The 22,388-nt window shown below is 64.2% G+C and carries 25 protein-coding genes; 21 read left to right on the top strand and 4 right to left on the bottom strand.

The window, feature by feature from the left end:
• Window positions 1-6: 6 nt before the first annotated feature.
• Together hemB and DPM33_RS23355 are read right to left on the bottom strand one after the other, a co-directional pair.
• Window positions 7-1,038 (bottom strand): porphobilinogen synthase, encoded by a 1,032-nt coding sequence (gene hemB / locus DPM33_RS23360; RefSeq protein ID WP_112099760.1) that lies wholly within the window; start codon window positions 1,036-1,038, stop codon window positions 7-9.
• Window positions 1,039-1,301: 263 nt separating this feature from the next.
• The gene (locus tag DPM33_RS23355) at window positions 1,302-2,123 is read right to left on the bottom strand and encodes a DUF2066 domain-containing protein (protein ID WP_112099759.1); all 822 of its coding nucleotides are present in this window, start codon (window positions 2,121-2,123) and stop codon (window positions 1,302-1,304) included.
• 90 nt (window positions 2,124-2,213) lie between these two features.
• Between DPM33_RS23355 and DPM33_RS23350 the strand changes: the two genes are divergently transcribed.
• The 7 genes from DPM33_RS23350 to DPM33_RS23320 all read left to right on the top strand — a co-directional run bounded on the left by DPM33_RS23350 (window position 2,214) and on the right by DPM33_RS23320 (window position 7,397).
• Window positions 2,214-2,762, top strand: a complete 549-nt coding sequence (locus DPM33_RS23350) for a methyltransferase family protein (protein ID WP_112099758.1) — start codon at window positions 2,214-2,216, stop codon at window positions 2,760-2,762.
• Between the two features lie 111 nt (window positions 2,763-2,873).
• Window positions 2,874-3,917 carry an enoyl-CoA hydratase/isomerase family protein gene (locus tag DPM33_RS23345; RefSeq protein WP_112099757.1) on the top strand — a complete coding sequence of 348 codons (1,044 nt, stop codon included), beginning with the start codon at window positions 2,874-2,876 and terminating at the stop codon, window positions 3,915-3,917.
• Window positions 3,914-4,336: a DUF6163 family protein gene (locus tag DPM33_RS23340; RefSeq protein WP_112099756.1), complete on the top strand. Its 423-nt coding sequence runs from the start codon at window positions 3,914-3,916 to the stop codon at window positions 4,334-4,336. The genes DPM33_RS23345 and DPM33_RS23340 overlap by 4 nt, the downstream gene beginning before the upstream one ends.
• A gap of 300 nt (window positions 4,337-4,636) precedes the next feature.
• The gene (ldtR, locus tag DPM33_RS23335; protein WP_040983294.1) at window positions 4,637-5,152 is read left to right on the top strand and encodes a transcriptional regulator LdtR; all 516 of its coding nucleotides are present in this window, start codon (window positions 4,637-4,639) and stop codon (window positions 5,150-5,152) included.
• A 178-nt stretch (window positions 5,153-5,330) separates the two neighbouring features.
• The gene (locus tag DPM33_RS23330) at window positions 5,331-5,699 is read left to right on the top strand and encodes a hypothetical protein (RefSeq protein ID WP_245442337.1); all 369 of its coding nucleotides are present in this window, start codon (window positions 5,331-5,333) and stop codon (window positions 5,697-5,699) included.
• The gene (locus tag DPM33_RS23325) at window positions 5,666-5,857 is read left to right on the top strand and encodes a hypothetical protein (RefSeq protein ID WP_112099754.1); all 192 of its coding nucleotides are present in this window, start codon (window positions 5,666-5,668) and stop codon (window positions 5,855-5,857) included. The genes DPM33_RS23330 and DPM33_RS23325 overlap by 34 nt, the downstream gene beginning before the upstream one ends.
• Before the next feature lie 286 nt (window positions 5,858-6,143).
• Window positions 6,144-7,397 (top strand): L,D-transpeptidase family protein, encoded by a 1,254-nt coding sequence (locus DPM33_RS23320; protein ID WP_112099753.1) that lies wholly within the window; start codon window positions 6,144-6,146, stop codon window positions 7,395-7,397.
• A 51-nt stretch (window positions 7,398-7,448) separates the two neighbouring features.
• On the opposite strand, the gene DPM33_RS37485 is transcribed toward DPM33_RS23320, so the two are convergent.
• A complete protein-coding gene (locus tag DPM33_RS37485; RefSeq protein WP_112099752.1) occupies window positions 7,449-8,174 on the bottom strand; it encodes a helix-turn-helix transcriptional regulator in 726 nt (241 codons plus the stop codon).
• 644 nt (window positions 8,175-8,818) lie between these two features.
• On the opposite strand from DPM33_RS37485, the gene DPM33_RS23305 reads away from it, so the two are divergent.
• From DPM33_RS23305 to DPM33_RS23260, 10 genes are all read left to right on the top strand, one after another.
• On the top strand, window positions 8,819-10,459 hold the full coding sequence (locus DPM33_RS23305) for a Na+/H+ antiporter (protein WP_112099750.1): 1,641 nt from the start codon (window positions 8,819-8,821) through the stop codon (window positions 10,457-10,459).
• A 126-nt stretch (window positions 10,460-10,585) separates the two neighbouring features.
• Window positions 10,586-11,899, top strand: a complete 1,314-nt coding sequence (gene glyA / locus DPM33_RS23300; protein WP_112099749.1) for a serine hydroxymethyltransferase — start codon at window positions 10,586-10,588, stop codon at window positions 11,897-11,899.
• Window positions 11,900-12,010: 111 nt separating this feature from the next.
• Window positions 12,011-12,601: a hypothetical protein gene (locus DPM33_RS23295; RefSeq protein WP_112099848.1), complete on the top strand. Its 591-nt coding sequence runs from the start codon at window positions 12,011-12,013 to the stop codon at window positions 12,599-12,601.
• 141 nt (window positions 12,602-12,742) lie between these two features.
• Window positions 12,743-13,222 carry a transcriptional regulator NrdR gene (nrdR, locus tag DPM33_RS23290; protein ID WP_112099748.1) on the top strand — a complete coding sequence of 160 codons (480 nt, stop codon included), beginning with the start codon at window positions 12,743-12,745 and terminating at the stop codon, window positions 13,220-13,222.
• A 2-nt stretch (window positions 13,223-13,224) separates the two neighbouring features.
• A complete protein-coding gene (ribD, locus tag DPM33_RS23285) occupies window positions 13,225-14,355 on the top strand; it encodes a bifunctional diaminohydroxyphosphoribosylaminopyrimidine deaminase/5-amino-6-(5-phosphoribosylamino)uracil reductase RibD (protein WP_167449187.1) in 1,131 nt (376 codons plus the stop codon).
• Entirely contained in the window at window positions 14,355-14,972 is a 618-nt protein-coding gene (locus tag DPM33_RS23280) for a riboflavin synthase (RefSeq protein WP_112099747.1), read from the top strand. Before ribD ends, DPM33_RS23280 begins: the two co-directional genes overlap by 1 nt.
• Window positions 14,969-15,337: a hypothetical protein gene (locus DPM33_RS23275; RefSeq protein WP_112099746.1), complete on the top strand. Its 369-nt coding sequence runs from the start codon at window positions 14,969-14,971 to the stop codon at window positions 15,335-15,337. Before DPM33_RS23280 ends, DPM33_RS23275 begins: the two co-directional genes overlap by 4 nt.
• Window positions 15,338-15,449: 112 nt before the next feature.
• Complete coding sequence (gene ribH, locus DPM33_RS23270; RefSeq protein WP_112099745.1) at window positions 15,450-15,944, top strand: 6,7-dimethyl-8-ribityllumazine synthase; 495 nt, start codon at window positions 15,450-15,452, stop codon at window positions 15,942-15,944.
• Window positions 15,941-16,435, top strand: coding sequence for a transcription antitermination factor NusB (gene nusB / locus DPM33_RS23265; protein ID WP_112099744.1), 495 nt, complete (start codon window positions 15,941-15,943; stop codon window positions 16,433-16,435). The genes ribH and nusB overlap by 4 nt, the downstream gene beginning before the upstream one ends.
• Window positions 16,432-17,652, top strand: a complete 1,221-nt coding sequence (locus tag DPM33_RS23260) for an MFS transporter (protein ID WP_112099743.1) — start codon at window positions 16,432-16,434, stop codon at window positions 17,650-17,652. The genes nusB and DPM33_RS23260 overlap by 4 nt, the downstream gene beginning before the upstream one ends.
• 114 nt (window positions 17,653-17,766) lie before the next feature.
• Here DPM33_RS23260 and DPM33_RS23255 read toward each other — a convergent pair whose 3' ends face one another.
• The gene (locus tag DPM33_RS23255; protein WP_112099742.1) at window positions 17,767-18,339 is read right to left on the bottom strand and encodes an NADPH-dependent FMN reductase; all 573 of its coding nucleotides are present in this window, start codon (window positions 18,337-18,339) and stop codon (window positions 17,767-17,769) included.
• A 238-nt stretch (window positions 18,340-18,577) separates the two neighbouring features.
• Between DPM33_RS23255 and osmF the strand changes: the two genes are divergently transcribed.
• Genes osmF through DPM33_RS23235 form a run of 4 tightly spaced genes read left to right on the top strand, consistent with a single transcriptional unit; the run spans window position 18,578 to window position 22,356 of the window.
• On the top strand, window positions 18,578-19,489 hold the full coding sequence (osmF, locus tag DPM33_RS23250; protein ID WP_112099741.1) for a glycine betaine ABC transporter substrate-binding protein OsmF: 912 nt from the start codon (window positions 18,578-18,580) through the stop codon (window positions 19,487-19,489).
• A 22-nt stretch (window positions 19,490-19,511) separates the two neighbouring features.
• Window positions 19,512-20,675 carry an ABC transporter permease gene (locus DPM33_RS23245; RefSeq protein WP_112099740.1) on the top strand — a complete coding sequence of 388 codons (1,164 nt, stop codon included), beginning with the start codon at window positions 19,512-19,514 and terminating at the stop codon, window positions 20,673-20,675.
• Window positions 20,672-21,610, top strand: a complete 939-nt coding sequence (locus DPM33_RS23240; RefSeq protein ID WP_112099739.1) for an ABC transporter ATP-binding protein — start codon at window positions 20,672-20,674, stop codon at window positions 21,608-21,610. Before DPM33_RS23245 ends, DPM33_RS23240 begins: the two co-directional genes overlap by 4 nt.
• Window positions 21,607-22,356, top strand: a complete 750-nt coding sequence (locus DPM33_RS23235) for an ABC transporter permease (RefSeq protein ID WP_112099738.1) — start codon at window positions 21,607-21,609, stop codon at window positions 22,354-22,356. The genes DPM33_RS23240 and DPM33_RS23235 overlap by 4 nt, the downstream gene beginning before the upstream one ends.
• Window positions 22,357-22,388: the final 32 nt, after the last annotated feature.

The following is a 22,388-nucleotide window of genomic DNA, read 5'->3' as shown; positions in this document are numbered from 1 at the left end:
TGTCGGCTAGCCTTTCAGCATTTCCGCCACAACCGGCGCGAAATAGGTCAGCACGCCGTCGCAGCCGGCGCGTTTCAGCGCAAGCAGCGATTCCAGCATTGCCTTTTCGCCGTCGATCCAGCCATTGGCGGCGGCTGCCTTGATCATCGAATATTCGCCCGACACCTGATAGGCGAAGGTCGGCATCCGCAGCTCGTCCTTCAGCCGGCGGATGATGTCGAGATAGGGCAGGCCTGGTTTGACCATCAGCATGTCGGCGCCCTCGGCGAGGTCCTGTTCGGCCTCGCGCACGGCCTCGTCCGAATTGGCGTGGTCGATGTAATAGGTCTTCTTGTCGCCCTTGAGCAGGCCGGCAGTGCCGACCGCCTCGCGATAGGGGCCGTAGAAGGCCGAAGCGAACTTCGTCGCGTAGGACATGATTGCCACGTCCTGAAAACCGTTGGCGTCGAGCGCGTCGCGGATGGCGCCGATGCGACCGTCCATCATGTCCGACGGCGCAATGATATCGGCGCCGGCCGCGGCCTGGATGACCGCAGCGGCGGTGACCTGCTCCACCGTCTCGTCATTGACGATGATGCCGTCGCGCAAAATGCCGTCATGGCCGTGGCTGGTGAAGGGGTCGAGCGCGGCATCGGTGATGATGCCGATCTCCGGCACCGCGTCCTTGATGGCGCGCGTGGCGCGGTTGATGACGTTGTCGGGGTCGAGGATGTGCGAGCCGGTCTGGTCGCGCAGCCCCAGCTCGACATTGGGGAAGGTGGCGATGGCCGGAATGCCGAGCTTGGCGGCGCGCTCGGCTTCCTTGACCGCGAGATCGATGGTCAGGCGATAGACATCCGGCATGGCGGCGATCGGCTCGCGCGTGTTCTTGCCGTCGATGACGAAGATCGGCCAGATCAGGTCATTCACCGAAAGCTGGTTCTCCTGCACCAGGCGGCGCGACCAGTCGGCCTTGCGCATGCGCCTGAACCGCCGGCTGCCGGTGATCTCGTCGACGCTGCGCGCGCCGGCAGGCTTTGCTGGGGTGAATTTATTCATGGCCGCAACTCTCTTTTGGCCGGCTTTTACCACGCGCCGTTGCCGCTGACCAATGCGACACGATTGTGCCAGCTGGAGCCCTAGTTCCTCGCCCCCGCCAAAGGCGGGGGAGAGGTGTCCGCGCAGCGGACGGAGAGGGGGCTTCGTAGGGTGGAAAGTCATACAATACGAGGCGCTTTTGCCGACGGGACCGGCGCTCCCCCTCTCCGTCGCGGCTTCGCCGAGCCACCTCTCCCCCATTTCATGGGGGCGAGGAAATGCTCTCACGGCTGCCCGTGCCCCGACAGGATCTGCGCAGCGCCCCTTATCGCCACCCGAAACGCCTCGTCGAAGCTGACGCCGCGCACCTGCCAGCGATAGGTCTTGCCGCGATCCGCCAGCCGCCAGTCGGCGATCCAGCCGAGCTCCTTGTCGCTCCACACGATGCTGCCGGCGAGCGCCCGGGCCGCTCCCGTCTTCCTCGCGAGTTGGTCAAGCCTTGCCATATTGGCCGCCATGAGCGCCTTCTCGTCGAGCCCGCCAAGCTCCTCGGTCTTGGGAAAGCTGACGCGCATCAGCAGTGGGCCGGCAGCGTTGGCAAAGGATTCCCGCATCGCATCGCCGCGTGCTTCGTCGGACGTCAGTACGAAATGCCGCGCGCCTTGCTCGGCACCCATGAAGACGGCGATCAGTGGCCGTTCGCCGAGCCATGGCCTGCTGCCTAGCTGCGCGAGGAGCTTGTTGACCACGGCCGGCTTGTAGAGGCAGGTCAAATCGTGCGGCCGGTCATGCGTGCCCTGCTCGTCGTGGACCGGGATGCCTTCCAGCCGATCATGATAGCGGAAGGATTGAACGAAATGGCCGGCCTTGTCGCGCAGCGCCAGTATCTCCGGCTTCTGCGTCAGGCGCTGGTCGCCCGAGACCTTGACCAGCACCTTGTCCAGGCATTCGCGAAAGCCGATCTGCCGGTTCACCTCGCCGGTGCCGGTGACGATGGCCTGCGCTTGATACAGCTCAGCGGACGTCGCGGCGATGACGGGGCGGGCGATGAGGCAGGCGGCGATAATGCCGATCGCCGCAGCCGCGAGGCGAGAAAATCCGGGCATGGCTTGCCGTCCGGTTCGAGGTGCCCATTTTCTACCACCGGGCGCGTGCGGTGGCCAAGACGGATTGCCGGCTAACTGAAGGAGCAAGGCATGGCCTTCATCTGGTTCATCTATGCCGCCTGGCTGCTGTTGATTGTCTACCTGACGGTTCGGGCGACCGGCGTGAAGCGCGATACCGAGCCGCATCTGCCGCAGAGTTTTGGTTTGATGTTTGCCCTGATCGCTGCCTTCCTGCTGCCGCGCCTGCCGCTGTTCGGCTTCGTCAACTTCGCCCCCGTGAACGGGTTGCTGAGCGGCATCGGCGCGGCGATGGCCATCGCCGGCATGGCGCTCCTGGTCTGGGCGCGGCAGAGTCTCGGCCGCAACTGGAGTCAGACCGTCTCGGCCAAGCAGGAGCATGAGTTGGTGAGGTCCGGTCCATACCGCAGGTTGCGTCACCCCATGTACACGGGCGGCCTGCTCGCATGCCTGGGCTCGGCGATCGTGGTGGGTGGCCCCTTCGTCTTTCTGCTCGTCCTGCTCGGCGCGATTTTCATCTGGCGGGTCGGCGCCGAGGACCGGCTTCTGGCGCGTCAATTTCCCGATGAATTCCCTGACTATGCGCGCCGCACGAACGCCCTCATCCCATTCGTCTGGTAACCTGCTCGCCGCAAGAGGCGCTGCCTTATCCCCGGCACTCGACAATTGACGTTGGCCCGGTCGCCGCTTAGCACTTCTCCTCCCGCAGGCGCGGGGGAGGATTCTCACATTATGGATTTTGGCGGAGGCGACGAAATCCGCTTCGAGCGGCTGGGTAAGGCGGGCGTCGTCACGTTGACACGGCCGAAGGCGCTCAACGCCGTCACGCACGACATGGTCAAGGCGCTCGGCAAGGCGCTCGACGCCTGGGAAGAGGACGCCGGTGTCGGTGTCGTCGTCGTCAAGGCCGAGGGCAGGGCGTTTTCGGCCGGTGGCGATATCCTGCACATCTACGAGGCTGGCCGCGCCGGCCGGCCGCCTGTCGACTTCTTCGCCGACGAGTACCGGTTGAACGCCCGCATTGCCCGTTTCAAGAAACCCTATGTCGCGCTGATCGACGGCATCGTCATGGGCGGCGGCGTCGGCATCTCCTTCCACGGCTCGCATCGCGTGCTGACCGAGAACGCGCAGTTCGCCATGCCCGAGGTCGGCATCGGCTTCTTCCCCGATGTCGGCGGCAGCCACCTGCTGCCGGATCTCGGCGGCTGCTTCGGCATGTATCTCGGGCTGACCGGAAACCGCATCCGCTATGGCGATGCGCTGTGGTCGGGCCTTGCCACTCATACAATCAAGGCCGCGGACCAGCCGGGCCTGCTCGACGAGCTGGCGACGAGCGGCGATGCCAATGCGGAATTGCGCGATTTCTTCGTGCCGGCCAAACGCGAGAGCGAGCGGCACGACCTGGAGGCCATCGCTCGCCATTTTTCGCAACCTTCGCTCGCCGACATTGTCGCCAGCCTGGAACGGGCCGGGGCTCAAGACGCCTTTGCCGCAAAGACGCTGGCGACGATAAAGACCCGCTCGCCGACCAGCCTCAACGTCGCCTGGCGCCAGATCAGCGCGGGATCGACGCTGTCGATGGACGAATGCATGAAGATGGAGTTCCGCATCCTGAACCGCATGCTGGCTGGCCATGATTTCTACGAGGGCATCCGCGCCGCCATCATCGACAAGGGTTCGAAGCCTGCTTGGCGGCCGGCGGAGCTGGATGAGGTCAGTGCTGCCGACATCGACGCCTATTTCGCGCCGCTCGGGGCTAAGGAACTCGTCCTGTGAGCGAGGTCACCTCCAGGCGCGTGGTGCTGCAGCCCTCGACCACCGAGATCATCTTCGCCTGGTTCCAGCGCGTGATCGCCGGCTACTGCCTCTTGTTCGGCGTCCTCTACTGGATCCGCCTGATCGGCATTTATCCGGGCGAGCTGTGGCGCTTCGACCTGATGCCGGTGCACTGGCAGGTGGCGGCTGCCATGCTCGCCGTGTTCTTTCCTTTCGCGGCCGCCGGCCTATGGATGCTGGCGTCCTGGGGGCCGGTGATCTGGTTCATCTGCGCCGCGACCGAGACGGTGATGTATGCCGGTTTTCCCGATCTCTTCGGCCACCGGATACTGATCGTCGTCTCGCATGCCTGCGTGGCCTTGCTCTACATCGTCTTTCGCGTCACCATCTGGCTGCAGAAGCGCCAGCTTCGCCAATGAGCATGATGCCGAAAAGTGTGAAGCGGTTTTCGGACGACATCATGCTCCACTCATAGAGCCGGCCGAAGACCGGCCTCCCGGGTCGATTTCGAGCCCGTTTTTGGCCCAAGATCCATTGCCTAAATCTTTAGGTTAATTGTTCTTGCTCGGGTGACCGATCGTTAAGCGTCTTCCGAAACCTCTTACCGGTAAGCTCTTGTTAGCCCTGGCGTTTAAGTCGAATTTTATGAGTATTCGATAGTGTCGCGATCAAGGTGAAAAACAAAAAATCACCAAGGCGACAAACGAGAGGCAAAGACAATGATCAATTCGCGTCCGGCGGCGAAGACCGCAAACGTATCCGACGATCGCCGCGAGGCTATCCGCTCGCTGTACATGGAATCGCTGCAGCTGGTGGAGCGCCTGCACCGCCGCCTGCTCGACGTGATCAAGGACGAGTTCGACCGCAACGGCCGTTCCGACATCAACGCCATCCAGGCGCTGCTGCTCTTCAACATCGGCAATTCGGAGCTGACCGCGGGCGAGCTGCGTTCGCGTGGCTATTATCTCGGCTCGAACGTCTCCTACAATCTGAAGAAGCTGGTCGACCTCGGCTTCATCAACCACCAGCGCTCGCGCATCGACCGCCGTTCGGTCCGCGTCTCGCTGACGCCGAAGGGCAACGAAGTGGCCGACGTCGTCGCCGGCCTCTATGAGCGCCATGTCGGCTCGATCGAGGCTGTCGGCGGCATCAACACCGACGAGTTCAAGCAGATGAACCGCGCGCTGCAGCGCCTGGACCGCTTCTGGAACGACACGATCGCTTACCGGATGTAAGTCTCCGAAGTCTGCCGAAGCAGCGGCGAAGAAGCGCGGCCGGGGGGAATGAATATGGGACTGGTGCGGAACGCGCCGGTCCCATTCGTTTGTCACGTCTATCGGCTCAGATATTTGGTTTCCTTTCGCTATGGCGCTGCCTAATGTCGTGACCTCGTGAAGGGCGCGCACAATGGGCTTGGGAAAACGCTCGAAAATTTGCTGGGTTGGCGCGCTGCTTCTATCGCTTTCGTCGCCGGCCTTCGCCGAGGAGTGGTGGAAGGATGCCTTTGCCGCGGCCGGCAGTGCTCCATGCGACAACAATGACTCGATCGTGACATTCACCGACAAGACGGTGGACATGTGGGAAGTCGGCTGCGCGCTGGAGAAGGTCCAGAAGATCAATCGCCTGGACGCCGTCATTCTGGACATGACATGCACCGACGGTGAAAGTTCGAGCAAGAGGCGGGAGCTGCTGCTCAAGCTGGAGGACGACAAAATCCTGCGCTACCCGCAAAATGAGGTGCTGCAACGGTGTTCGGAATTGAAGGCGGGTGCGCGGCCTTAATTTACGACATCTCCCATGGCCGCAGCCCCGACAGAAGCTCGACCGATCACCAGATCAACGACGTCGACGACAATGTGGTGCGCGATGGCTCGGCTGCCTCAGGCTACGACTATACGATCGAACAATTCAAAGCTCTGTGCCCGAAGCGGGTGAAGTGAAGACATGCGATGCAAAAAAGCATCGTCGCCATTTCTTTCACCTTCCCGCCGCAAGCAAATCGCGGGCCAAGGCCAAATTGCCGCCATAATCGCGGTGGATGCGGATTGTGGGTGACGCTGCGGGCCTGTGCCCCGCGCTCCTTGGAACCCGCGTGGCGGCAGCGCGTTTCTGGCAGCCGGCGATGCGGGTCATGGTTGGCGAATTGTTAAGTTCGCCGCTCCTAGAGTGCGGACAAGCCGCCCGGCAAGCGAATTGAGCGAGAGCGATAAAGCAAGAATGTCTGCCATGAGAACCAGCCGCCGTTTCTTCCTCACCGGAGCCTCCGCGCTCGCCGCCGCCATGGTCGCGGGCCATGCCAGCGCGCAGGACGTGGTCGGGGACATCCTGAAATCCTCGACGCGCGGCAATTGGGACGACCAGTTCGACGCCCGCGCCAGCGACACCAACAAGGTCGCCTCGACGCTGCCGATCTTCAGCCAGCAGACCGTGGCCTTCACGGAACAGGCGGTGGCGCAGTATCAGAACATCGTCTCGCAGGGTGGCTGGGAACAGGTTCCGGCGACCAAGAAATTGCAGCTCGGCGTCGACGATCCGGATGTCGTTCCGCTGCGCAAGCGCCTGATGGCCTCGGGCGACCTGCCGCAGAGCGCCGGCATTTCGACGGCCTTCGATTCCTATGTCGACTCGGCGGTCAAGCGCTTCCAGCTCCGTCACGGCCTGCCGGCCGACGGTTCGATGGGCAAATACACCTATACGGCGATGAACGTCTCGGCGCAGATCCGTCTCGGCCAGTTGCAGACCAATCTGCAGCGCCTGAAGGAGAAGGCTGGCACGCTCGGCAGCCGCTACGTGCTGGTCGACATTCCCGGCGCCCAGATCGAAGCGGTCGAGAACGAGCGCGTCGTGCTTCGCCATACCGCGATCGTCGGCAAGATCGACCGCCAGACGCCGATCGTGAACTCGAAGATCAACGAGATCATCGTTAATCCGTACTGGAACGCGCCGGTCTCGATCGTGCGCAAGGACATCATTCCGCTGATGCGGAAGGATCCGAACTACCTCAAGGAAAGCCACATCAGGCTGTTCGCGCCGGACGGCAGCGAAGTCGATCCGATGAACGTCGACTGGTCGACGGACGATGCCGCGAAATACCGTTTCCGCCAGGATCCGGGCAGCAACAACGCCATGGCCTCGGTCAAGATCAACTTCCCGAGCCCAGACGGCGTCTACATGCACGACACGCCGCAGCAGAGCCTGTTCGGCAAGCTGATGCGCTTCGATTCCTCCGGATGCGTGCGCGTTCAGAACGTGCGCGACCTCGTCACCTGGATCCTGCGCGACACACCCGGCTGGGACCGCCAGCATTTCGAGGCGGCGATCAAGACCGGCGAGAACACGCCGATCCAGGTCGTCAATCCGGTGCCGGTCCACTTCCTCTATCTGTCGGCCTGGTCGACGGGTCCGGGCGTCGTGCAGTTCCGCGACGACATCTACGGCCTCGACGGCGCCCAAGAGCTGCAAATCAGCTCCGCGCAGTAAATATCTGATCTTGAACAAAAAAGGCCGCTCTTGCAGCGGTCTTTTTTTGTTTCAGATGAGCCGCTGGTTCACCAGCCTTGCCACCGCCTGCGCGCGATTGACCGCGCCAAGCTTGCGCCTGGCATTGTCGACATGGAACCGCACCGTGGATTCGGCGATGCCCAGGATCACCGAGATTTCCCAGTCGGTCTTGCCTTCCGCCACCAGCGCCACGCTGTCGCGCTCGCGCCGCGTGAGGCTGTCCGCCGTGGTCGGCGGCGGCGACGTCAGGCTCATCAGCCTCTCGGTCAGCGCAAGGCCCGCCAAATGGATGGCGAAGCGATCGTCCGGCGCAAAGTCCCGCTTGTGAAAGCCGAGATGCAGCGAGGCGATCACGCCGTCGCCGCCGTAGGAGGTGGCGCAGAGCGCGTCATCGATATTGGCTTCGCTCAGCGCCTCCCAGTAGGAGCCGTATTGCATGTTGTCGTGCGGCGCGAAATCACTGAAGCGGTAGCTGGTGCGGCTCTCGCGGATCGCGCCGAGCAGCGGGTTGCATTCGAAGCAGACATAGTTGAAGGCCGGGCTGCCCGGCCACCCGCTTGGCGCCAGCCTGGTGATGAAGCCGCCCGCCGCCCAATGGCTGGCCGAAGTCAGGATTGCCGCTGGCCGCCGGTAAAGCCTCGTCTGCAGATAGGAGGCGCCGAAATCCTGCATTGCCGCGAAGAAGGCCACGCTGGCGTCTTCGGCGGTAGGCGCCGCGTACGCCGCTTCGACATGCGTCATCAATCGTGACAGCATTCGGTCGCCCCGATTTCAACCTGCCCGAAACGCAGGGTTGCACGGTCGGTTCCAAGCCGCAAGGCAGCAATTTCGCGGCATTGGCCTGTCAACCCCACGGTATCGGGAGGTTGATGGACTTGCTTCCTCGCGTATCAGGAAAGGCGCGGCGCTGGCCATCCGCACACTTCTGGCGGAAGAGTTCGGACCCGGCGCCCTCTTCTGCATTTGCCGCGCCGATTCCAGGGCCTTGGCGTGGCGGCCGGTCACCCGGTGCCCCTAGGCAGCTTGCGCTGACACCGGGTGCCGGCCGGTTTTTTGCAATTCCTTCGGTTGGCGCTCCAAAGCTTGTGAGCCGCCGCCAGATGCGCCCCGACATTGGGGCCGCTCTCGAATGGAGCGGGGCTTGGGTGTGGGGTCCGTCGGGGCGCATCTTCGGCTTGTCTTTGCCGGCGGGGGCTAAAGCATTCAGGGCGAGGCGACGGATCCTGTCCCTGATCATCTCCAAGGCGATGCTCGCCGATGACAAGCATGTCGGGGACAAGTCGATCCGGCATCAGATCGAAGCAGGGCGGCAAGCGCTGCCGTCGTTGCTAGACTAGACGGCATTGCTGGACGCGGCGCGTTCAATTGCGCATGGTCCGCCAGAGTGCCGGAATCGCGCCATGGACGTCGCCATCTTCATCCTCGTCGTGCTCGCCTTCGTGACTTTGTCCGGCGCGCTGGCGCGGATGGTGCGCGTGCCGCTGCCGGTGCTGCAGATCGCGATCGGCGCCGCGCTGGCCTGGCCGGCGCGCGGCCTGCATGTCGAGATCGATCCGGAGCTGTTCCTGCTGGTGTTCATTCCGCCGCTGCTGTTCGGCGATGCCTTTTCGGCGCCGAAGCGCGAACTGATCGCGCTGCGCGATCCGATCCTCGACCTTGCCATCGGACTGGTCTTTTTCACCATCGTCGGTTTTGGCTACGCCCTGCACTGGCTGGTGCCGAGCATCCCGCTGGTCGTCGCCTTCGCTTTGGCCGCCGTGCTGTCGCCGACCGATGCGGTCGCCGTCTCCTCGATCGTCGACCGCAATGTCGTCCCGGCGCGGCTGATGCACATATTGGAAGGCGAGTCGCTGCTGAACGACGCCTCCGGCCTGGTGATGTTCCGCTTCACCGTCGCGGCGGCGCTGACCGGCAGCTTTTCGTTTGCCGCGGCATCCCTGAGCTTTCTGTTTGCGGTGGCGGTCGGCATCCTCGCCGGCATCGCGGCGCTGTTCATCGCCGCAAAGTCGTTGCAGATCCTCGGCCGCATCACCAGCACACCGGCCGAAGCCCAGGTGCTGGTCATGGTGCTGCTGCCCTTCGTCGCCTATCTGATCGCCGAGCATTTCGGCGCTTCTGGCATCCTGGCGGCGGTCACGGCCGGCCTTCTGACCGGATATTCCGGAATCGTCCGCCACATGGCGGTCTCGGCGCGCATCCAGACGATCTCGCTCTGGTCGATGCTCATCTTCATGTTCAACGGCTCACTCTTCATCCTGCTTGGCCTGCAACTGCCCGACATCATCCGCAAGGTGCCGCCGGAACTGACGACCAGGCACTGGCTGTTCGAGCCGGCATTGACGGTGCTGCTGCTGACGCTCTGCCTGATTGCCCTGCGCTATGTCTGGATCTGGATCGGCGACATGGGCGCCGTGCTCGCCGCGCGGCTCGGCAAGCGCAAGGCCGAGCCGTTCGGCTTCCGCGTCAGGCTTGCCGGCTCGATCGCCGGCGTGCGCGGAGCGGTGACACTGGCCGGCATCCTGTCGCTGCCGCTCACCTTGCAGGACGGCTCGCCCTTTCCAGCCCGCGATCTCGTGATCTTCCTGGCCGCCGGCGTCATCATCTGCTCGCTGGCGATTGCCAGCGTTGCGCTGCCGACGGTCGCGCGCGGCCTCGTCGAGCCAGGCGAAAATCCTGGTGCAGCCGAAGAGCGCCGGGCGCGGGTCGGCGCTGCCAACGCCGCCATCGCCAGGATCGAGGGCCTTGCCGGCGATAGCAACGAAGGCGAGGCGGCTGAGATGAAGCTCGCCATCGCCGAGAGCGTCGCATCCATCTACCGGCGGCGCATCTCGCTGTCCGACGGCGCCGACGAAGCCCGCGCCGAGGCCCGCGAATCCGGCCGCATCGAGGTCGAACTCAGGCTTGCCGGCATCGAGGCCGAGCGCGCCGAACTGCGGGCCATGCTGCGCCGCGGCGACATCAATGACCACACGGCGCGCAAGCTGTTCACCGAGATCACCTTCACCGAAGCGATCCTCAAGGGCCGAGAACCACGGGATTAGCAGCCGGCAGGCCCGCCTTGGCGCAAAACGGCCAGCAAATTTCGCGCCGCAAACGTGGCGGCCCGGAAACAACTGTGTTAATGCGCGGCGACCTCGCAGACCTCCGGCCCCAAGGGAAAGCAAGCCATGTCAAATGCCGCGGCATCCTCCAGCAAATTCGAATCCTTTTTCGAGACCACGCTTGCCGACGCCGATCCGGAAATCTTCGGCGCCATCCGCAACGAACTCGGCCGCCAGCGCCACGAGATAGAGCTGATCGCTTCCGAAAACATCGTGTCGCGCGCCGTGCTCGAGGCGCAAGGCTCGATCATGACCAACAAGTACGCCGAAGGCTATCCGGGCAAGCGCTACTATGGCGGCTGCCAGTTCGTCGACGTGGCAGAGGAACTGGCCATCGAGCGGGCGAAAAAGCTGTTCGGCTGCAACTTCGCCAATGTCCAGCCGAACTCCGGCAGCCAGATGAACCAGGCCGTGTTCCTGGCGCTGCTGCAGCCCGGCGACACCTTCATGGGGCTCGACCTGAATTCGGGCGGCCACCTCACGCACGGCTCGCCGGTCAACATGAGCGGCAAGTGGTTCAAGGTCGTCTCCTACGGCGTGCGCAAGGAGGACCACCTGCTCGACATGGACGCGATCGAGAAGACTGCGCAGGAGACCAGGCCGAAGCTGATCCTGGCCGGCGGCACCGCCTATTCGCGTATCTGGGACTGGAAGCGTTTCCGCGAGATCGCCGACTCGATCGGCGCCTATCTGATGGTCGACATGGCCCATATCGCCGGCCTGGTCGCCGGGGGCGTGCATCCGTCGCCGCTGCCTCACGCCCATGTCGTGACCACGACCACGCACAAGTCGCTGCGCGGCCCGCGCGGCGGCATGATCCTCACCAATGACGAGGAAATCGCCAAGAAGATGAACTCGGCGGTATTCCCGGGCCTGCAGGGCGGCCCGCTGATGCATGTCATCGCCGCCAAGGCGGTTGCCTTCGGCGAAGCGTTGAAGCCGAGCTTCAAGGCCTATGCCGAAAGCATCGTCGCCAATGCCAAGGCGCTGGCGTCCAGCCTGCAGGAGACCGGACTGGACATCGTTTCGGGCGGCACCGACAACCACCTGATGCTGGTCGACCTTCGTCCGAAGAACGCCACCGGCAAGCGCGCGGAGGCCGCGCTCGGCCGTGCCAACATCACCTGCAACAAGAACGGCATCCCGTTCGACCCGGAAAAGCCGTTCGTCACCTCGGGCGTGCGTCTCGGCACGCCGGCCGGCACCACGCGCGGCTTCGGCCAGGCCGAGTTCAGGGAGATCGGCAAGCTGATCGCCGAGGTGCTGGACGGGCTGAAGGTGGCGAATTCCGACGAGGGCAATGCGGCGGTCGAGGCCGCGGTGAAGGCCAAGGTCACAGCGCTGACCGATCGCTTCCCGCTCTACCCTTATCTCGGTTGACCCCTCTCTCGGTTGCCCTCTCTGTTGGTTGACGGGGCGCCGCGCGTCATCTTTTATCCTTGCGCTTCGCGCCGCCTGATCGGGCGGCGCAGGCTACCGGAGACTTTGATGATGCGTACTTTCCGTCCTGCCGTCCTGGCACTGTCTGGCTCGCTGGCCGCTTTCACGCTGTCCGGCGCGGTCGCGCAGGAGCAGACACAGCCCAATGCCGACATGCCGGTCACCAGTAGTTTCGGCAAGTGGACCACCATCATCGATACGCTCGATACCGGGCAGGATGCGCACAAGACCTGCGCCGCCTCGACCGCTTTCGTCGACGGCCTCGGCAATGCGGGCTCGCTGACGATGTCGATCTCGACCGGCGACGCGCTGCCGCCAGACGCCTATCCGGCGATCATGTTCATCGTCGACAACAAGACCCTGCCGACCGGCAACAAGATCGCCGCGACCTTCGGTGACCCCGGCGTCAAGGTTGCCGCGACCGTAACCTCCGACGCAGCCGCCGGTGGCCGTCCCAGCTGGATGGTCGACAACCAGCCCAAGACCAGCCTTGCCTTGCTGCGCGCCATGCGCAAGGTCACCTCGCTCGACGTGGTTTTCGGCAAGCAGGCGGTGGCCAGCATCCCGATGGATGGCTTCACCAAGGCCTATCGCAATCTCGGCACGTCCTGCGGTTTCTCGACCAAGGATGTGGCGCCCTGAGCCTGCCGGCCGTCGGCGGCAGGACGCTGGCAATTATGCTTGCGCCTCGCTATCTCTGCTACGAAGGCGCTGCGCTTTGCCGTAGCGGCAAAACACACTAAGCCTTCCGCATCCCGAGAATCGCCAAACCGAAAGCTTCCCATGCGCTGTCCCTATTGCCAGTCCGAAGATACGCAGGTGAAGGATTCGCGTCCCGCCGAGGACGGCGCCGCGATCCGCAGGCGGCGGGTGTGCCCCGATTGCGGCGGCCGGTTCACGACCTTCGAGCGCGTCCAGCTGCGCGACCTCGTCGTCGTCAAGAAGTCTGGCCGCAAGGTGCCTTTCGATCGCGACAAGCTGCTGCGCTCCGTCGAGATCGCGGTGCGCAAGCGCAATGTCGACCCGGAGCGCATCGACCGCGCCGTGACCGGCATCGTGCGCCAGCTCGAAAGCTCCGGCGAAACCGAGATTGCTTCGGGCGAGGTCGGCCGGCTGGTCATGGAGGCGCTGAAATCTCTGGATGACGTCGCCTATGTCCGCTTTGCCTCGGTCTATCGCAATTTCCGTGAGGCCAAGGATTTTCACGAGCTGCTGGGCGAATTGAAGGGCGACGAGGAAAAGACTGAAGAGGACGCCGGCTGATCATGGCGAAAGCTCAGCTGAACGAGGCCGCGCAGGCGGCGCTTGATCGCCGTTTCATGGCCGCGGCCATCAGGCTGTCGCGTCGCAATGCCGGCCGCACCTCGACCAACCCGTCCGTTGGCACCATCATCGTGCGTGACGACGGCGCCGGCCCGATGATCGTCGGCACCGGCGTGACAGCCGTTGGCGGGCGGCCGCATGCCGAGACCGAAGCGCTGGCCGAGGCCGGCGAGTTGGCTCGCGGCGCCACCGCCTATGTGACATTGGAGCCTTGCGCCCATCACGGCCGCACGCCGCCTTGCGCCAACGCGCTGGTCAATGCCGGCATCGCGCGCGTCGTCGGTGCGGCGAGCGATCCCGATCCGCGCGTCTCCGGCAAGGGCTACGCCATCCTGCGCGCCGCCGGCGTCGAGGTGGTGGAGAAGGTGTTGGCGACCGAAGCCGCCGAGCAGATGGCCGGCTATCTGACTCGTTCTCTGAAGAAGCGACCGGAAGTAACTCTGAAGCTTGCGCTTTCAAGCGACGGCAAGATCGGCCGCAAGGGTGCCGGCCAGGTCGCGATCACCGGCGAGATCGCGCGGCGCGATGTCTATCTGATGCGCGCCGAGGCCGACGCCATCCTGGTCGGCATCGGCACCGCGCTGGAGGACGATCCGGCGCTGACCGTGCGCCTGCCGGGACTGGAGAACCGCTCGCCGGCGCGCATCATCCTCGATCGGCAGATCCGGCTGCCGGAGACGTCGAAGCTGGTGTCCGGCGTCGACCGCGTGCCGCTCTATATTGCCTCCTGCCTCGAAGCCGATCCGCATCGGCGGGCGGCGCTCGAACGTGCAGGCGTGCGCTTCATCGGCACCGAAACCCATGAGGGCGTCGTCGCATTGCCGGAATTGCTCGAGGACCTTGCCGCGCTTGGCATGGCAAGCGTTCTGGTCGAAGGCGGCGCCAAGGTGGCAAAAGCCTTCCTCGACGAAGACCTGGTCGACCGCATCGTCCTGTTCCATGGTCCTGAGGCGATCGGCGAGGACGGCATTGCATCGCCGATCGACGCCGACCATATCCCGGCAGGCTTCCGCAAACTGCGCGAGATGCGGTTTGGCGAAGACGCTTACGCTGAATGGGTGAGGGACCATTAATGTTCACCGGAATTGTCACCGACGTCGGGACCGTCGCTTCGGCGAAGCCGCTCGCCGAAGGCGTCGGCTTGCGCATCGACACTGCCTACGATCCCGAGACCATCGCCATTGGCGCCTCGATTTCCTGCGGCGGCGTCTGCCTTACCGTCACCGCGCTTCCCGAACATGGCTCCAACGCACGCTGGTTCGAGGTCGAGGCCTGGGAGGAAGCGCTCAGGCTGACCACCGCGTCGAGCTGGAAATCCGGCACCCGGATCAACCTCGAACGGGCGCTGAAGATCGGCGACGAACTCGGCGGCCACATCGTCTCCGGCCATGTCGACGGCACCGCCGAGATCGTCGAGCGCAAGGAGGAGGGCGATGCGGTGCGCTTCACGTTGGAAGCGCCGCGCCATCTGGCCAAGTTCATAGCGCCGAAGGGGTCGGTCGCCCTCGACGGGACCTCGCTCACCGTCAACAAAGTCGACGACACTCGCTTCGACGTGCTCCTGATCCACCATTCGCTGAGCGTCACCACCTGGGGCCAGCGCCAGGTCGGCGACCGCGTCAACATCGAGATCGACACCATGGCCCGCTACGCCGCCCGCCTGGCAGACGCAGCGAAAGAGGGGCTTTGAACAAGAGGGCAACCCTTGTCTATGAAGGCGTCAAGGAACTCGATCGTTCCCGGACGTACAAGAGTTTGCTTTCCGGCGAAACGGGCGAGCAGATCAGAGCAATTCTGACTATCTCCTGGCATGACGACTGGCGCTTTGCCCAGGATGTCTGCTTCAAATACGCACGCCACACCGATTACTCGGTGCGCAATATAGCTATCGTTGGGATAGGTCATATCGCGCGTATTCACGGAGCTATCGAAATTGGGTCGGTTCTAGCGCTGTTGGCCGATTTGCGGCACTTGGGGCACCATCACGGATCCGTCGAGGACATGCTCAGCGACATCATGGTGTATGTGGCACGACAGGGCCGGCGCGAGATTTAGCCGGACAGGTGGCGCGCGGCCTGATCAATAGGCCTCGCACGCTTCCGCCAATCTTCCGCTTGCGATCAATCCGGCTTCGGCCTAAGTCACCGGCAACCCCCCGGAGATTTTTATGGCTGGCACATCCCAACACGGCAAAGCGTTCATTCGCCCGAAGGCGAAGGCGCATCTGCTCATTGTCGAAGCGCGTTTTCACGACGATCTCGCCGACGCCCTGCTCGAAGGCGCGACCGGCGCGCTCGACGAAGCCGGCGCCACCTATGACGTGGTGACAGTTCCCGGTTCGCTGGAAATCCCGGCCGTGATATGCTTCGCGCTCGATGGCGCTGCCGAAGGCGGCACGCATTATGACGGCTTCGTCGCGCTCGGCACCATCATTCGCGGCGACACCTATCATTTCGACATCGTCGCCAATGAATCGAGCCGCGCGCTGATGGACCTTTCGGTGCAGGAGGCGGTTGCGATCGGTAATGGCATTTTGACCACCGAGAACGACGCGCAGGCATGGACGCGCGCGAAGAAGACGGAAGGCGACAAGGGCGGCTTCGCAGCGCGCGCGGCGCTGACCATGATCGCGCTCAAAGAGAAACTCGGAGCCCAATCGTGACCGAACCCGCCTCGACCGGTGCGGTGCGCCACGCCAACAAGCGCGGTGCCGCCCGTCTTGCCGCCGTCCAGGCGCTCTACCAGATGGATGTGTCCGGCAGCGGCGTCTTCGAGATCACGGCCGAATACGAAGCGTTCCGGCTCGGCAAGGAAGTCGACGGCGCGCTCTACCGCGAGGCCGACGCGCAATGGTTCCGCGCCATCCTGACCGGCGTCGTCGAAAACCAGAAGACCATCGACCCCGTCATTCGCCAGGCGCTCACCGAGGACTGGCCGCTGTCGCGGCTGGATTCGACGCTGCGCGCCATCCTGCGCGCCGGAGTCTACGAATTGATGAAGCGCGAGGACGTCCCGGTGGCCGTGATCGTCTCCGAATATGTCGATATCGCCAAGGCCTTCTACGAGGAAGACGAGCCGAAGCTGGTGAACGCCGTTCTCGATCGTGTCTCGCGCCGGGTTCGCGGCGAGGGGCGTGGCAAGGACGCTTCGTGACGGCCGCAACAGCAGCGGTCGCCGAGACCGGCAGGGAAGGGCGCCGCACCGCGGTGTTGCTTGCCGCCGCGCAGGCAATCGTCGGTTCGGCCGCTCCGATCGCCATTTCGCTCGGCGCGCTCGCCGGTCAATATCTGCTCGGTCCGGACAAGTCGCTGGCGACGGCGCCGGTCACCGGTTTCAACATCGGCGTGGCGCTCGGCGCCTTGCCTGCCGCCGCCATCATCCGCAGCCTCGGCCATCGTGGCGGCTTCATGACCGGCACGATCGTCACCGCGCTCGGCGGCCTGATCGCGACGCTCGCGCTCTATCAGGCGAGCTTCTGGCTGTTTGCCTTCGGCCTCTGCGTCATCGGCGTCGGCGGAGCCTTCGTCCAGCAGTTCCGCTTCGCCGCCGCCGACAACGCGCCGCCCGCGTTCAAGGCCCGCGCCATTTCCTTCGTGCTGGCGGGCGGCATCATCACCGCCATACTCGGTCCGCAGATCGTCATCTACACACGCGAATTGCTGGCCCCGGTGATGTTTGCAGGGTCGTTCGCCTCGATCCTGCCGCTGGCGGCGGCCGGCGCGCTGATCCTGTCGTTGCTGCGCGTGTCTCCGCGTGCGAACACCGTCACGGAGACCGCCTCGAGCGATGCCCGGCCGCTGATCGAAATCGTCACCCAGCCGCGTTTCGTCGCGGCGCTTTTCTGCACCGTCGGCAGCTACGCGCTGATGAGTTTCGTCATGACCGGCGCGCCGCTCGCCATGGTCGGCTGCGGCCTCTCGGAAGACAATGCGACGCTCGGCATTTCCTGGCACGTCATGGCCATGTTCGGACCGAGCTTCTTCACCGGCTCGCTGATCCACCGCTTCGGCGCCGAACGCATTGTCGCCGCCGGCCTCGTGCTGCTGATCGGTTGCGGCGCCGTGGCGCTTTCCGGGCTGCATCTGTGGCAATTCTGGACGGCGCTGATCCTGCTCGGCCTCGGCTGGAACTTCGGCTTCATCGGCGCCACCGCCATGGTTGCCGCCAGCTACCGGCCTTCCGAGAAGAGCAAGGTCCAGGGTTTTCACGACTTCGTCCTGTTCGGCTCCGTCGCCTTCGCCTCGCTGATGTCCGGCGCGATCTACAATGTCTGGGGCTGGACCATGCTGAACTGGATCGTCTTTCCGGTCGTCGTGCTTTGCTTTCTGGCGCTGGGCACGTTGAGGATGGTAGCCGCCCCCAAATTTTGAAGAAGCGGTCGGACCAGCTCTTCCGGCCGCTCGAACAGCCCGCCTGATGCATGTCGCCCGGAAGTGTGCAACGGTTCTGGGACAACGACATGCATCAAAACAAAGCCGCCGGCGTTATGCGTCCGGCGGAAGCACCTGCAGGACCCGCGCGATGAACATGTGGAATTCGTCCATATAATTGCGCAGGAATGTTTCGGTGGACTCTACCGTCACCTCGCCATCGTCGGTGATCAATCCCGGGGTAAACTGAATATAGGCTTCGGGAGAGTTCATCTGGGGTGCGTTGCAGAAGCTCAGGACGCTGCGCAAGCTTTGCTGGGCGACTGCGGTTGCGATCGCGCCGGGCGAGGTTCCGATGACGGCTGACGGTTTGCGGGAAAAGGAGTTCTTGCCGTAAGGGCGGCTCGCCCAGTCGATTGCATTCTTCAGGCCGCCGGGGATCGAGCGGTTGTACTCCGGAGTGACGAAAAGCACCGCCTGGACGGACGCGATGGCTTTCTTGAACTCCAGCGCGACCGGCGGAAAGTTGGCATCATAGTCGTAGCTGTAGAGTGGCAGGTCCTTGAAGGGGATCTCAGTCATTTCAAGTTCCGGCGGCGCCAATTTTACCAGGGCCTTCGCAAGTTTGCGGTTGATGGAGCCCTTGGCAAGACTGCCGATGAGGTAGCCGACTTTGTGCTTGGCCATGACATACTCCTGTGTTGGCCGCCGACCCCGCCGTCCTAATATTCCCCAGAACAGGGCAGGCGGCCAGCGGGCCTTAGGTCGGCCTCACGTTAAGTCGGGCGGGAACAGGGCTTAACTCGGCCGAACAAAATTATTGCGCGTGTTCCCCTAGTTATGAAACCGTATGCCCCGACTGAGCGTTGAAGCCGTGCTCATATGCGGCCACCGATCGATCGGTTCATAGCAAGGGATTTTCATAATGTTTTCAGTTAGAAAGCTCGCTTTCGCGGCGATAGCGCTTGGCATCGCGACGGCTTCGGCCAATGCGCAGGTGGTCGTCTCCTCGAAGATCGACACCGAGGGCGGGGTGCTGGGCAACATCATCCAGCTCGTGCTCAACGCCAACGACATCAAGACGACCGATCGCATCCAGCTCGGCGCGACGCCCGTGGTGCGCAAGGCGATCACCGCCGGCGAGATCGACATCTATCCCGAATACACCGGCAATGCCGCGTTCTTCTTCCAGAAGGCCGACGATCCGGCCTGGAAGGATGCCGCCAAGGCCTACGAGACCGCCAAGAAGCTCGACTATGACGCCAACAAGATCGTCTGGCTGTCGCCGTCGCCGGCCAACAACACCTGGGCGATCGCGCTGCGCAAGGAAGTGACCGACGAGAACAAGCTCGTCACGCTTTCGGACTTCGGCAAATACGTTTCTGGCGGCGGCAAGGTGGTGCTCGCGGCTTCCGCGGAGTTCGTCAATTCGGCCGCGGCGCTTCCGGCCTTCCAGACGACCTACGGCTTCACGCTGAAGCCCGACCAGCTGATCACGCTCTCCGGTGGCGATACCGCGGCGACCATCGCGGCCGCCGCCAACCAGACCAACGGCGCCAACGCCGCCATGGTCTATGGCACCGATGGCGGCATCCAGCCCTCCGGCCTCGTCGTGCTCGAGGATGACAAGGCCGTCCAGCCGGTCTATCAGCCGGCGCCGATCATCCGCGAAGAGGTCCTGAAGCAGCACCCGGAAATCGAGGCGCTGCTGAAGCCGGTCTTCGCCAAGCTCGATCTCGTCACGCTGCAGGAGCTCAACGGCCGCGTGCAACTGGGCGGCGAACCGGCCAAGGGGGTGGCGGAGGATTTCCTCAAGAAGAACGGGTTTTTGAAGTAGTCAGCTCGCGCAACGGTTTCTCATGACCCTCCGCTTCGACAAGCTCGGCGTCGTGATCGCTGTGATCGTGGCTTATGCCGCCTTCTTCGCCTCCTTCGCTACCTTCCGCGCCAACCGCATCGTGCCGGGGCAGGCGCGCCCGATCCTCGAAGCGTTGCCGCCGACGCTTGGCATGTTGTTGCTGACGATCGTGATCGTCTGCGGCATCGTCGCGCTGCTCAAGACACCCCTCATCCTCAGGCTGGCCGCCAGCGTCGCTGCGCTTGTCGCTCTTACGATCCTGATCGGCGTTGCCGGCGGCTTCTTGACGCCGGCCGGCAACACCTTCGCCCGCATCGCTCCGGCCTCCGGCTTCTGGCTGCTGATCTTCGCCTTCACGTTGCTTCTGGCCGATGTGCTGACCCGGCTGAACCTGTCGCCTTGGTCACGCGTCGGTGTGCTGGTGCTCGCCGCGCTCGCCATCGCGGCACTGCTCGTCTCGGGCAGCTGGGACAGCCTCTCGATCCTCAAGGAATACGCCAGCCGGGCCGACAGTTTCTGGGCCGAGGCTTCCAAGCACGTTACCCTGGCGCTTGGCTCGCTGGCCGGCGCGATGATTGTCGGCATACCGCTCGGCATCCTTTGCCATCGCGTCGAGAAACTGCGGGCAGCGGTGCTGAACGTGCTCAACATCATCCAGACCATTCCGTCGATCGCGCTCTTCGGCCTGCTGATCGCGCCGCTCGGCTGGGTCTCCGTCCACGTGCCGGGCGCCGCCGCGATCGGCGTCAGGGGTATCGGCACGGCGCCCGCTTTCGTTGCGCTCTTCCTCTATTCGCTACTGCCGGTGGTGGCCAACACCGTGGTTGGGCTGGCTGGTGTACCCCGCGCGGCCAACGACGCCGCGCGCGGCATGGGCATGACCGACCGCCAGCGCCTGTTCGATGTCGAGTTCCCGCTCGCCTTTCCGGTGATCCTGACCGGTATTCGCATCGTGCTGGTGCAGAATATCGGCCTTGCCACCATTGCCGCGCTGATCGGTGGCGGCGGCTTCGGCGTATTCGTTTTCCAGGGGGTCGGCCAGACGGCGATGGATCTCGTGCTGCTCGGCGCGCTGCCTACCGTGGCGCTGGCCTTTGCGGCGGCCATCATCCTCGACGCGGTCATCGAGATGACCGCCACCATGCGCAGGGTCGGAACGGCATGATCGAGATCGAAGGCATCACCAAGCGCTATGACGAGACGACGGTGGTCGACAATGTGTCGATGGTCATCGAACCGCGCACGATTGCCACCATCGTCGGCACGTCGGGGTCCGGCAAGACCACTCTGCTCAGGATGATCAATCGCTTGGTCGAGCCGACCTCCGGCGTCATCAAGCTCGACGGCGCCGACAACCGTTCCTTGCCCGGCTATCAGCTGCGCCGCAGCATCGGCTACGCCATCCAGGGCCATGGCCTGTTTCCGCATCGGACGGTGGCGCAAAACATCGCCACCGTGCCGCTGCTGCTGGGCTGGGACAGGGACCGCATCAAGGCCCGCGTCGACGAACTGATGACACTCTACCAGCTCGATCCTCAGGCCTACGGCCCGCGTTACCCGCACGAGCTTTCCGGAGGCCAGCAGCAGCGCGTCGGCGTTGCCCGCGCTTTGGCGGCCGAGCCCAATGTGCTTTTGATGGATGAGCCCTTCGGCGCGCTAGACCCAATCATCCGCACCAAGGCGCAGGAGGATCTGCTCGCCATCCAGAAACGCTTCGGCACCACCATCATCCTCGTCACCCACGACATGGAAGAGGCCGTGCATCTGGGGGACAAGATCGCCGTCATGGATGCAGGCAAGCTGGTGCAATACGCAAAGCCGGCGGAGATTCTGGCCAGGCCGGCGAGCGGCTTCGTCGAGACGTTGGTCGGCGCCAGCGAAAGGCCATTCCGGTTGCTGTCACTGGGCCATGTTCGCGACGCTGTGGAGCCGGGCGGCGCGGAAGGCGAGGCGATCCCCGGTGACGCCACGCAGCGCGACGCGCTGGCCGAGCTCCTATGGTCGGGTCGCCCCGCGCTGCCGGTAAAGGGCGCGGACGGCAGGCTCATTGGCCGCGTCACCGTCGAGGGCCTTGTGAAACGCGCGGCGAGGCCGCAATGAAAGCATGGCTGCCCACGCTGCTGAGGCTGGCGGTCCTGGCTTTGCTGGTGGTCTTCATCACCAGTCCCGGCTGGTTCGAGCCGCTGCTGAAACCCCTGACCGAGAATGGCGCGCCGGCGATCTACAACCAGGGCAGCCTGCTGACGCTGACCTTGCAGCATCTGCGGACCGTGCTGATCGCGACCGTCGCCGCGACGACCGTCGCGGTGGCGCTGGCCATCCTGGTCACCAGGCCGGCTGGCGCCGAGTTCCTGCCGCTGTCGCGCAGCCTGGTCAATATCGGCCAGACCTTTCCGCCGGTGGCCGTTCTGGCGCTCGCCGTGCCGGCGGTAGGCTTCGGCGAGAAGCCGACGCTGATCGCGCTCTTCCTATATGGCCTGCTGCCGATCTTCGAGAACGCGCTGACGGCGCTCACCACGCTGCCCGGCAACGTGATGGAAGCGGCGCGCGGCGCCGGCATGACCGGTTGGCAAAGGCTGATGAAGGTCGAGTTGCCGCTCAGCACCCCGGTGATCCTCGGCGGTATCCGGCTCTCGGTGGTCATCAGCCTCGCCACCGCGACGATCGGCTCGACGGTTGCAGCCAAGACGCTGGGCGAGGTGATCATCGCCGGCCTTATCTCGAACAACCTTGCCTACGTCCTGCAGGGCGGCCTGATCGTCGCCGCGCTCGCCGTGCTGATCTATGACGGCCTCTCGGCGATCGAGCGCTACGCCGCGCGGCGCATGGGGCAGGGGGGTGAATAGCGCTGGGTCAGCGGTCTGGCCGGTGATGCCCT

It is taken from the genome of Mesorhizobium hawassense (assembly GCF_003289945.1).
Taxonomy (GTDB): domain Bacteria; phylum Pseudomonadota; class Alphaproteobacteria; order Rhizobiales; family Rhizobiaceae; genus Mesorhizobium; species Mesorhizobium hawassense.
The sequence above is the reverse complement of the archived record's forward strand: the minus strand, read 5'-3'. Positions and strand labels throughout refer to the sequence as shown.